Annotated in this window: 9 protein-coding genes; 6 read left to right on the top strand and 3 right to left on the bottom strand. The window is 34.1% G+C overall.

The window, feature by feature from the left end; translation table 11 throughout:
- Window positions 1–152: 152 nt before the first annotated feature.
- Window positions 153–1,478, bottom strand: a complete 1,326-nt coding sequence (locus ACICQD_RS02440; protein WP_022626228.1) for a dihydroorotase — start codon at window positions 1,476–1,478, stop codon at window positions 153–155.
- A gap of 122 nt (window positions 1,479–1,600) precedes the next feature.
- A complete protein-coding gene (locus tag ACICQD_RS02435) occupies window positions 1,601–2,842 on the bottom strand; it encodes a hypothetical protein (RefSeq protein WP_006279654.1) in 1,242 nt (413 codons plus the stop codon).
- A 168-nt stretch (window positions 2,843–3,010) separates the two neighbouring features.
- Here ACICQD_RS02435 and ACICQD_RS02430 point away from each other — a divergent pair, with 168 nt between their 5' ends.
- The 3 genes from ACICQD_RS02430 (at window position 3,011) to secF (ending at window position 8,625) form a co-directional block, all read left to right on the top strand.
- Window positions 3,011–5,137, top strand: coding sequence for a heme lyase CcmF/NrfE family subunit (locus ACICQD_RS02430; RefSeq protein WP_010962452.1), 2,127 nt, complete (start codon window positions 3,011–3,013; stop codon window positions 5,135–5,137).
- Between the two features lie 174 nt (window positions 5,138–5,311).
- The gene (locus ACICQD_RS02425) at window positions 5,312–7,549 is read left to right on the top strand and encodes a hypothetical protein (RefSeq protein ID WP_395461520.1); all 2,238 of its coding nucleotides are present in this window, start codon (window positions 5,312–5,314) and stop codon (window positions 7,547–7,549) included.
- A gap of 200 nt (window positions 7,550–7,749) precedes the next feature.
- Entirely contained in the window at window positions 7,750–8,625 is an 876-nt protein-coding gene (gene secF / locus ACICQD_RS02420) for a protein translocase subunit SecF (RefSeq protein ID WP_010082185.1), read from the top strand.
- 6 nt (window positions 8,626–8,631) lie between these two features.
- On the opposite strand, the gene ACICQD_RS02415 is transcribed toward secF, so the two are convergent.
- Window positions 8,632–9,147, bottom strand: a complete 516-nt coding sequence (locus ACICQD_RS02415; protein WP_006279648.1) for a TIGR02281 family clan AA aspartic protease — start codon at window positions 9,145–9,147, stop codon at window positions 8,632–8,634.
- Between the two features lie 134 nt (window positions 9,148–9,281).
- Here ACICQD_RS02415 and yidC point away from each other — a divergent pair, with 134 nt between their 5' ends.
- From yidC to nusB, 3 genes are read left to right on the top strand one after another with little or no spacing between them, the layout of a single operon-like run.
- On the top strand, window positions 9,282–10,991 hold the full coding sequence (yidC, locus tag ACICQD_RS02410) for a membrane protein insertase YidC (RefSeq protein WP_395461519.1): 1,710 nt from the start codon (window positions 9,282–9,284) through the stop codon (window positions 10,989–10,991).
- Complete coding sequence (locus tag ACICQD_RS02405; RefSeq protein ID WP_006279647.1) at window positions 10,969–11,397, top strand: 6,7-dimethyl-8-ribityllumazine synthase; 429 nt, start codon at window positions 10,969–10,971, stop codon at window positions 11,395–11,397. The genes yidC and ACICQD_RS02405 overlap by 23 nt, the downstream gene beginning before the upstream one ends.
- Window positions 11,397–11,879, top strand: a complete 483-nt coding sequence (gene nusB / locus ACICQD_RS02400) for a transcription antitermination factor NusB (protein WP_007549265.1) — start codon at window positions 11,397–11,399, stop codon at window positions 11,877–11,879. The genes ACICQD_RS02405 and nusB overlap by 1 nt, the downstream gene beginning before the upstream one ends.
- The last annotated feature ends 130 nt before the right edge of the window (window positions 11,880–12,009 follow it).

Here is a 12,009-nt window from a genome sequence, read left to right as displayed (position 1 = left end):
TGGAATCAGATTGATAGACAAAATAACTTTACAGATTAGGGAAAGATAAGAGGATGTGTTTATTCGGAGACAGTGTAAGATTTCTTAATTTAAATTTAGGTGCACTTAGCCCATTCTGGTGATAACAAATTGGAATAGATAAGATATGATAACTAACTCTTCTGCGAGTATATAGTTTTGCCGGACACAACAGTACGTACTACGTGTCCTTTTACTTTGCGACCATCGAAAGGAGAATTCTTTGATTTACTAGCAAAGTTGTCAGTTTTAATTTCCCATTCATGATTGAGGTCAACTAAAATTAAGTCTGCAGCAAGGTTTTTTTGTATACGACCACGTGGTATGTGTATTATATCTGCAGGCTTATATGTCAATTTTGCAAGCACATCAAGTAGACCCATTTGCCCACTGTGATAGAGTTCAAGTGAAAGGGGCAGCATTGTTTCAAGACCAACAATACCAAATGCAGCATTTTCAAGTGGTAGATCTTTAGAACTACGATCATGCGGAGCGTGATCAGTTGCAATGCAATCAATCACACCTGTCTTTAAACCTTCAACCATAGCTAAACGATCTTCTTCAGTGCGAAGCGGCGGATTCATTTTTGCAATTGCTCCATGTTGTTTTACTATATCTTCAGTCAAAGTGAAGTGATGAGGGGTTACTTCGCACGTAACATTTAATCCCAAATCTTTTGCACGTTTAATAGCATCAAGTGAATCTTTTGAAGAGACATGTAGAATATGGTAGTGCACATTTTCCATATCCTTCATTAGCAGTATATCACGATTTACCATAACCGATTCTGACGCACTCAAGATCCCCTTTACTCCCAATTCTTCAGAAATTTTACCTTCGTTGATTGCGCCACCAGCAGATAAATTTAAATCTTCTGCATGTTGAGCAATAGGAACATTCAGCATACTTGAATAAAGCAGCGCCTGTCTCATAATCATTGGGTTCATAACTGGCATGCCATCATCGGTGAACCCAACCGCACCTGCTTCCTTTAAAAGTGCCATTTCAGTCAGGTGTTCTTCCGAAGTGGTGATTTTAGCGTAAAATTCAACGTTTACATGTGAAGTTTCAAGTGCTCTATATTTCAAATATTTAGCCAAAATAACGCTATCAATTGCTGGAACAGTGTTTGGCTGACAAACTACAGTTGTAACTCCCCCCGCAGCTGCAGATTTGCTGCCTGTATATATAGTTTCTTTATGTTCCTGGCCTGGTTCACGAAAATGTACGTGAATGTCAATAAGGCCTGGCATTAGAACAAGCCCTTTACAGTCTATTGTTTCATCAACTCCACTTGTTGAAAATAATGATTCACCAAAGTCAACAATTTTATCCCCTTCAGTCAATAATGAACCTTTTATATCAAGTTTAGTTTCCGGGTCGATAATACGAGCATTAGTATACGCAATTTTATAGCCTTCCTTTTGCCCTGTTTGCAACAAATCCCAAGTTTGAGTCATTATATTTGAGTATCGATTATAAAATAAATCTAAAGTTTTTTTAATAAAACACAACCAAATTAAAACACAGACTAAGAGCTGTCTTGAATTAAAGTGCTTTCATTATCCTAAAGATTTGGTTCTTATAACCTAGTTAGCTCAGTTTTAACGTTAATGTGTGAAGCTCTGAGTTCTGTTGAAGGATTTTCCAGCTGAATATCTAGCTCATTCTGTATGTTCGATAAACAAATTAAAGCTGAATCAAAAATTTCATCACACTGCTTTGCTTCATGTATATCATCAATTATTTCCTCGAATTCTTCCACATCATCCATTTCTTGCGGCGCACTTTTTAATATCGCTTTTATTTGGTTTAAGTTTTGACGAATTTTCTCCTGATATCCAACAATTCTCTCTTGATATATATCAATCATTTTTTGACATGCGTTGCCTCTAAATGGATGTTCTTTTTTCTCTTTTATGTAAGAATTTTGAAAGTCTTTACAGTTAAGGATTGCTTCTCTATGTTTTTTTATGTCATTAATTGCGCTGATTATCGACTTATCTATTTTCTTTAAATTTTCTTCCCGTTCTTCTCTTTTAATTATACTTTTGGATTCATTTTTTATCTGGTTCATTTTGTCATACAGGTTTCTGCATCCTTTGTAAGATGCCATTGGTTGTAACATTCCTTCTTTTACACCTTTATTGTAAAAATTCTTCAACTCATCACTTGATAGTATTGTTATAGCATCTTCCCTTTTACCTTGTGATTTAGGATACTTTTTATTCAATAAACTAACATGATTTAACAAGAAATCTCTAACTAGCCCTTCTTTTTTTACTTCGGATAATCTTTCTAGTGTTTCTATATATTTCAGAGTTTCCGCAAAGAGCTGTCCACCAGAGGGAGCAAATCCTTGAAGTGATTTACTCTGTGCTTTACAAAAATCGGTTTGTAAAAAATCTTCAGCTTGTTTTTTTATTACTGAAAGTTCATTAAAGGCTTTTTCTGGATTGATTTTTCTCAAAATACTAATAGCTTTTCTAATCGCTTTTTCTCTCTTTTTATTATCTTGCTTTTCATTTAATATGAGATGTTCAGTTTTGGTAAAAGCATTACCTTGATCACTCTTTGCAATGTTACAAACGATGTTTTTTACAACTTCTTCGGTTGCTGCATAATCTATTTCTTTTGCAAAGCAGTCAACAAATGATTGCCAAACTTTTTTATTAACAAGTTTACTTGTCTTATTTTCAAAATCTTCTATATCTTTGAATCCTAAAATAGTATAGAGATTTTTTTCGATTATTGGTTCGGCATGTTGTTTTGCCACTTTACCTTTTATATTGAATGGAAATTTACTAATCTTAGTTGTACCCACAATGTTACCTCAATATTAACGCTATCTATAAAAGTATAAAGATTTAATATTTAATTTTTAATTAATACTAGCACAGCTAACTACGGGAGCATTATGCTAGCATCAATTAACACTTTAACTTCTAACTTGTCATCAGTAATATTGTTTATATAAAAACTATAATTTTTTATGCCTGAACTTGGGAATATATTGCTATTGCTAGCCTGCTTATTGTCTTTGACATATTTGTTTTTACCGCTTAGTTCTTGTCGGTTTATTACCACTGCCATATTTTTTTGTGTATCAGCGTCAATGGCTATTTTGATCTACTGCCACATTACAAATGATTTTTCACTTGAAAACGTATACTACCACTCACACACAACAAAACCTTTGATCTACAAGATTTGTGGTGTTTGGGGAAACAAAGAAGGGTCCATGTTGCTTTGGACCTTAGTGCTTGTCATGTATTTATTACTAATGGATATTTATATACCTTCTGTCATCCCAGTTTCCCCCTCTGTCATCCCAGTCTCTTCTTCTGTCATCCCAGTGCCCAGACACTGGGATCCAGACAATTTAATTGCAAATGAGTACATCAAATGGCAGTGTAATAAAAACTGGATTCCAGTGTCAAGCACTGGAATGACACCAGAACGAACTAATGGTAGTAAATTAAAAAAAATATCTCTTATCACTCATGGGCTGATTTGCTTTTGTTTTTTGCTGTTCACTTTAATTGAATCCAGCCCCTTCACTAAAATGCCAGGCATTGAAACAGATGGATTGGGTTTTAATCCGATATTGCAGGATATAGGCCTTGCTATTCATCCACCGATATTATATTTGGGGTACCTTGGATTTAGCGTTCCTTTTTCGCTCTCTATAGCTGGATTAATTTTAAATACTGAAGGAAATGTTTGGGCTAAAATTGTCAGGCCTTGGGTACTTATTTCTTGGTCGCTGCTCACTTTGGGCATCAGCTTGGGTAGCTGGTGGGCATATCGCGAACTTGGGTGGGGTGGATTTTGGTTTTGGGATCCAGTGGAAAACGTTTCTTTGATGCCGTGGCTAATTGCAGTAGCGCTGACACATTTGTTGCTCGTGGTACGGAATTTCAATGTTTTAAGGAACTTTGCTATTTTACTTACGCTTACAACTTTTATATTGAGTGTGACTGGAACATTTCTAGTCCGCTCAGGAATACTTACCTCAGTGCACACGTTTGCAGATGACCCAAGATATGGACTATATATATTAGCTCTACTTGGTGTAATTACAGTCAGTAGCTTAGTAATATTTGTAGTATTTACGAGAAAAAATCACACGCCTGCGATGTCATTCCAATGCTTGACACTGGAATCCAGAAAGAAACTTGCTACTCAAGTGACAGAGGGTAGAAGATTCTTTTCACGCTTTACGATGATACTGATGAACAATTTATTATTCATCACTGCCTTTTTCATCGTGTTCGTTGGCACTTTATACCCTACAGTGCTTGAGTATTTAACCGGTGAATTAATTTCAGTTGGAGCACCATATTACAATTCTTTATTTAACTCTATTGCACTAGCTATTCTAGTGCTCACCATGATCGGGCAATACTGCAGTTGGCAGGGAAATAGTCTATTGCCAATATTCCGTGAATATAGATTTTCATTCTGCAGTGCTGCAGCTATTTTGCCGTTTATCTTTCACATGGAGCTAATAATTGTGCTATCAATTACTATCTCCATAGCATTATTAATCTTTGTTTTAGAAGCATACAGTAAAAGAATTCGTTTATTTAAGGTAGCATTTGGTGAATCAATTTTATTAGCAAGAAGAGTTTCTAAGTCCTACTATGCAATGATGCTTGCTCATGCTGGAGTGGCAATTCTAGTGCTTGGTATAGCTTATTCAGTTGGTTGGCAGGAGAAAAAAGAAAATTACTTAAAAATAGGGGATAGCATAACAGTCAATAAATTTAAAGTTACTTTACGCAATATTGAGCTAATAAAAGAAAAAAATTTCCATGCAGTGAGGGGTACAATGGATATCAGGAATTTGCTGAATAATAAGATATTAGGTGAAGTAACTCCTGAATATAGATTTTACCTTGCGGAAGGTCAGAAAAATGTTGAAAGCAGTATCTACCACAATTTGCTTTCTGATATTTATGTTGTAATTGGAGAGATTGATAAGAGTAAGAGCAAAATCGCAGCCAAAGTGCACTATAAACCTGGAATGTCTATAATCTGGCTTGGATCCTTTCTTATCGCTTTTGGTTCGCTCCTTGCTGCTTTTCCTTTTAGTGGACGAGCAAGGATTGTCTAGCTGTCGTGGATTTTATTAACAACGCTCCTAGGTCCAGAGTGCAACGTATGAGAAATTACCGAGCTATAGATACTGATTTGCAAAGGTTGGAACCAAAGAAAGTTATATTTTTTTATTGACAGACCTATATATTACGATATTCACTAAGGGATTAGTGAGTAATGGTTATACAATATGAATGGTGGGGTATCAGGCAAGGAAAAAGTTATACGCACTCCTTTCGATTTTAAGGAGCCTTACAGCGATTGGCGTCAAATTTTTAAACGTCCTAATCAACAGTATAACCCTTCCAACTATGATTCGTCGAGCGAAATAAATGAACACGATATAGAAACTCAAAAGATTGAAGAAGGTGATGGCCATGATTCAGGTATTAGTTCCGATGATGAGGATGACCGGACAACTTATACAGCAGTACAATTAACTAATGATTCTCTTGATAGCCAAAGATATACAGGAATATGCATTCCAACACCAACTGATGGTTGGGTAGGTGAAAATAATCATCAGACTGGTTTATCAGGTGATTTGCCAGACGTGAGTAATAATCCACAAATTTTTGAAAGTACTGATTCAGTACAGCTAGATAATATTGTTTTTAGCAATCTAATTCAGCTTTCCTTGATTAGTCAAGAGCATAATTCTACCTGCAATGATCATGTAATTTGTGATTCAGGTCACAATTCTGACGATGAGGATCAGATTCCAGAGGACTTTCCTTCAAGGAAACGAGTACGATCGATTGAAATTGATCAGTTTGAACCGTTGTACAAGAAGAGGAAAATAGAAGCACAAAATAATCAAAAATATACAGAAAATGTATGTAATCCAACAAATGGTGGTTTGTTAGGTGAAAGTGATAATCCACAAACTTTTGAAAGCGATCCTTTACAGCATGGTAGTAATGGTTTAGGTTATAACTTCAATGGTTATAGTCAAGCAACTTATAGTAAATTAAGTGCTTCAGATCAAGAAGAGGGTCAAGGCTATTCTTTAGGTGGTTCTTGTGAAAATAAAGAAAATTTGACAAAGGGCGCTGGTGGTAGTAATCAGACTTTTGAAGGTGAACAGAAAAGCTCAGAATTTCCGAAAGTTGACAATTGGTCAGATAGTGATGGGAACTCAGAAGATAGTTCGGACTCAAAAAAGGGTTCGTACTATAGTTCAGGTAATCTTGATTCAATGGAGTTAACAGATGATTTGGATTCAGAAAATGATCGGGACCTAGAAGATGATAATCCTTTTCTAAAAGACTCACTTTTTATGAAACTAAAAATGTCGTTAACTCAAAGTAAACAGGATCTGATTGATAAATGCTGTGGGGAGGTGAGAGGTATAACAGAACAAAATGAACAAAAAGATATAAAAAATACTCCAGAAAGTATTAAGTGCATAGTAGCTAAATACTTAGAAAAAGAAGTAATGTTAAATTTAAAATGTAGTTGTTGTAACAAAACTGTAACAAATACAGTATTTGAAGAAATAAAAGATCTTACTAGTGGTAGTCATATAAGTAACAGAAGTAACACTTTTGTATTTGATAACTTTCCCTATCAAAGTAAAGATAAAAACTGTAACAAAGAAAGTAAAGGTCAAAACTGTAACAAAGAAAGTGAAGATCAAAACTGTAATAAAGAAAGTGAAGATCAAAACTGTAATAAAGAAAGTGAAGATCAAAACTGTAACAAAAAAAATGAAGTGTCCGAAGAGGACATTATCAAAAGCATTGTTAGTAATTTATTGTTAGAAGGTGGGAAAGTAAAACGCCATAATTTTTTCGATGGGAATGAGTTTGAGCAGATAGTTACTTGTAATGGATTTGATGATGGTCTTTCTGAGAAATGTAAGGAAATTGAAAGCAAGCTAAAAGGTTTAGCATATGAAAGTATTGTAAACAAAAGCAAGCAGACTCAAAATGTATTAGGAGTAGACAAGGATAATAGATATTTTTGTATAGAGTACTCGCAAGATAGTATTGTTGAAGTTGCAGAAATCCTAAACAATGAAAAAGCCAAAGACTTAAATTTAAGAGTTGGCATACTCAAAATTGGAGAAAGTATAGTAAGAGTTGAAAATGTAGAAGAAATAGGGGGAAAAAGAAATTACATGGATGTCTCAAAAGGTGGTATTGAAATGTCTTTTACTACTGAGGTAGGAGAGATAAGTATTTATCTAAGTCCTAGTGAGAAAGGCAGCAATAAAATAAAAGTGGAGATTGATGGGGAAAACAGAGCAAGGCTTAATGAGTTAAAAAATAGGGGAAAAAGTTTAGGGGAAAACTGTCTTTTAGAAGGAAAAAGTGTTGAGGAAGCTATAGAGCATGAAAGTTTTGAAAGATATGGCAGTGTACCTAACACTGCTATGAAGGAACCTAGCTTAGGTTGCGTTGCTAACATAGCAAGGGGGGGATAAGCTTGCAGAGATAAAATGATGGGCCAAATTGGCAGTATTTCGCTTTTGTAATGTACTTCAAAATGGTAGTATGCAAGCTAGATAGAACTTAATTGACAGACAAGAATTAACTGATGGAAAAATTGACATAATCAAACAATCACAGAATAAACTAGTGAATTTTTTGAAAAGTATATAAAATTCAAGTTTAAGTAAATAGCATGGCACTTAGACTCATTCCAGACAACCTCGATATCAAGTTTAGTAAATATAGGGATTTGACTGCATTAATTAGCATTATTCTTATCATCTTTTCAATATTCACTGTTGTGCTGCGTGGAGTGAACTTAGGCATAGACTTTGCAGGCGGAATTTTGATAGAGATAAAATCTTCAGATGAGAATCACTCTATTCTCGATGCATTAAAAGAAAATGGTTTTACAGTGCAGAGTTCAAAAGCGGGTGATAATTTAGTCATGCGTTTTAAAGATGAAGGAGATGAAGATAAAATCAAAAAGATAAAAAGCATACTAGAAGAAAAGCTGGGGAGCTCAATAAGCTATCGTAAAATAGACTATGTTGGCCCACAAATAAGCTCAACACAAATATTTGAAGGAATGTTATCCATGTTGATCGCGATTGTTGGAATATTTTTTTACGTTTGGTTTAGATTTAATTGGCAATGTGGATTCAGTGGAATAACAGCACTGATTCATGACGTGATTTTAACTGTTGGTTTTATTAGCCTAACTGGCATTGAGTTTAATATTTCATCAGTTGCAGCTCTCCTTACTGTCATTGGTTATTCAATCAATAACTCAGTAATTATATATGATCGGATTCGAGAGTATCGCAGGAGTGGTAAAAGTGGGCGGATGAGTGAGGTAGTAGATGCAAGTATCAACGCTACATTATTTCGCACTATATTAACTTCTGGTACAACCCTTCTTGCTGCTCTTCCTTTGGTATTAATCTGCACAGATGCAGTGAGAGACTTCAGCTTGATCATTTTTTTTGGTATTTTGATTGGCACTTGTTCTGCAATATTTATTTCTGCTCCTATATTGACCTACAGAGCTTTGATAAGTAGATTGTAGAAGTGTTTAGTCGCGGTATAATATCAACTTATTATCTCTTATAGTGAAATGAAAATACCTTAAAAAGCTCATTCCAAGTAGTGAATGAGACATAGAATGAGTGTTAACGCTTGCCTGTACATCATTAATCAAAAAATTTCCTATTTTAACTTGAGGTATTTGAACCACTCCAGCTTTTATTTGACCTTTCGCAGTTTCATATATTTTAAAATCCTGAACATTTTGTAAGTTAATACCAACATGTAATGCGTCTTTTTGTGATAGAACAATATCGGTTGCTCCAGTATCAAGCAAAAACGTTATATTGCGATCATTGACTTGAGCCTGAATATAAAAGTGTCCATCATATGACTTCGTAAATTCAATACTTCCACTATTCTGACCGCTATTTTGAATTCTTCCTTTATATGGTAAAAAAGTACTGAGAAATCTGTCGCTTAGTTTGTCCCTTTGTGAATCAATAAGCATTGCAGTAGTGGCTATTATTAGCAACCAAATAACTAGATTTTTCACCGCGTTCATATTGTTAAAATTTGAAGCTATTAAAATAAATTTTAAAGATCAGCGTTAAAAGTTATTATTAAAAATAAGTAAATTTCATTGTTTTAGTACAATATTTAGTATACACTTTAAGAAGATATGTTTGATTTAATTTCATGTCAGAAGCAAAAAGTTTAATTTTGGCAGCTATCCTTTCCATGTTAATCATGGTGTCTTGGCGTATTATTTATGATAATTTTTTTAGTACAAACCAAAACCAGCCATTGATTGAAAATATTGAACATATCGAATCTTTTAACGACCTTGCTCCTATAATATACCAAAATCGTTCTGAAATTATTAATTCTACTCGAGAACAGAGGGTTAGTTTAACCAATAACATGATTAAAGGATCAATTTCTCTGAAAGGTGCAAGGTTTGATGACTTAATTTTAACTAATTACCACTTAGAACCGAGTTCTTCTTCTCCACAAGTGGTGTTACTGTCACCTGCAGAATCAAAAGATGTATATTTTGCAGAATTTGGGTGGCTCGATCCGAGTAACAAGATTAAAGTTCCAGATTCTAAAGCAGTCTGGCGAGCAGATAAACTTAATCAAAAAGAGGTCAATTTATCTTGGGACAATGAGAATGGCATTTTATTTAGAATGAAAATTAACCTCGACGATAATTACATGTTTAAAGTTGAGCAAGTTGTTGAAAATAATACAAAGGATAATGTAGTTTTGGTTCCTTATGGTAAAATTAACCGTAAACGTGACAATATCAACGAATCTTATTGGATATCCCATGAAGGAGTACTGGGTGCATTTGATAATAAACTAGAGGAGTGGACATATAAGGATATTTCCAAAAAACATTTAATAAAAGCAAGCACGAGTGAAAAAAATTGGTTTGGTTTTGCTGATAAATACTGGCTCACAGCCATCATACCTGAAAAATCTGATAAAATAAATGTAAGCATTAAACACACAAACGTTAATAATACTGATAAATTCCAAGTAGATTTTGTCAAACCTTACAAGAGCATACTTCCTGGTGCAAGCGTTTCTAATGTGAATTATTTTTTTGCTGGAGCAAAAAAGTTGAATTTACTGGATTCTTATAAGGACACTCTCAATATACCCCTGTTTGATAAAGCTGTAGATTTTGGTGTTCTTTACTTTATAACTAAACCAGTGTTTTTACTGCTTGAATATTTTAACTTCGTTTTAAAAAATTTTGGCTTAGCAATATTATTGCTGACTTTAGTAATCAAACTTTTGATGCTTTCCTTATTTAATAGATCATATATTTCGATGTTTAAGGTAAAAAGCCTGCAGCCTGAATTAACTCGTATAAAAGAGTTGTATAAAAATGACAGCTTAAAGCAGCGTAAAGAGACAATTGCATTGTTTAAGAGAAACAACGTAAATCCAATGTCGAGCATTTTTCCCATGCTAATACAAATACCGGTATTTTTTGCTCTATATAAAGTATTATTTGTTACTATAGAGATGAGGCATGCTCCTTTTTTTTTATGGATTAAGGATCTTTCAGCTCCTGACCAAACGAACATCTTTACATTATTTGGGTTGTTTAATTATAACTTTCCTATTTCTATAGGCATTTTACCTATAATTTTCGGTGCCACCATGATAATTCAGCAGAAGCTAAGTGAGAAAGATCAAACCAGTAAAGATGATATTCAAGTAAATGTTATGAAGTTTTTACCTTACATTTCTGTCTTTATTTTTTCTTCTTTTCCTGCCGGCCTGGTAATATATTGGATATTTAGTAATATTATAACTCTAATTCAACAGTCATTAATAAAGTTGTTTTTAACAAAAAAAGTGGTAGTAAATGTCGAGAATACTAATAGTTAATTCGATTTATTATACTGAAATAGCGAACCTTTTGCTTGAAGGTGCAATTGATAAATTAAAAGGCAGTAATGCCAGTTACGATGTAGTTGAGGTTCCTGGTACATTTGAGATACCAGCTACAATTCTTTTTGCAGTCAAGAGTGGGCATACTAATTATGATGGTTATTTAGCTCTTGGGTGCGTAATTCGCGGTGAAACCGATCATTATCAATATGTTTGTAAAGGAGTAATTGAAGGCTTAAATGAGGTTGTTATGCATTATGCAATACCCCTTGGTATGGGTGTAATTACCGCTGACAGCAAAGATAAAGCACTAGTTAGAGCTGATAAAAACAAAAAGAACGTTGGTGGCCATGCAGCCTCAACTGTTTTGCGTATGATAGATTTACACAATAAATTAAAATAATGGAGGAAAAACCAGTAGATAAAAAGTGGCGCATAAAAAGAAGCACGGCAAGATTTCTTGCTGTACAAATTGCTTATTCAAATATTTTCGTAGGTTACAACAAAAGCACTTTTAAACTGGAAAATTGTGAGCTTAAGGACTACATAAATAAGTTGAAAGATATATTTGAATGTGAAGAATTTGAACATCAGTTCTTAGAAAACTTGTTATATAAGGTTATAAAAAGCAGTGAAGAATATGATAAAATAATAGAGTCTTATTTACACCCAAGTTGGTCCCTTTCACGGTTAAATCTTATAAGCTTATCTATTTTGCGTGTTGCAATATGTGAGTTAGCTAATTGTGATACGCCAGTTCCAGTTGTCATTAATGAATATACTAACATTGCATCTGATTTACTTGATAAACCAAGCGAAATTGGTTTTATTAATGGGTTATTGGATAAGGCAAAAGATGCAGTTAAATTAAATAAAAATCCTTAGCAATTATAGCCAGCAAGCACAAGGTGTCATCCGAGTAGCTGCTGTATGAACATTGTCTACCAGATCCCAGTGCTTGACACTGGAATGGCTTTGTTGCATAGCAACTGAAAAAATCTGGTGGCTACTGACA

The organism is Wolbachia endosymbiont (group A) of Therophilus tumidulus (assembly GCF_964277345.1).
Classification (GTDB): Bacteria; Pseudomonadota; Alphaproteobacteria; order Rickettsiales; family Anaplasmataceae; genus Wolbachia; species Wolbachia pipientis.
Note: the sequence above shows the minus strand (reverse complement) of the source record. Positions and strands in the feature narration are given on the sequence as shown.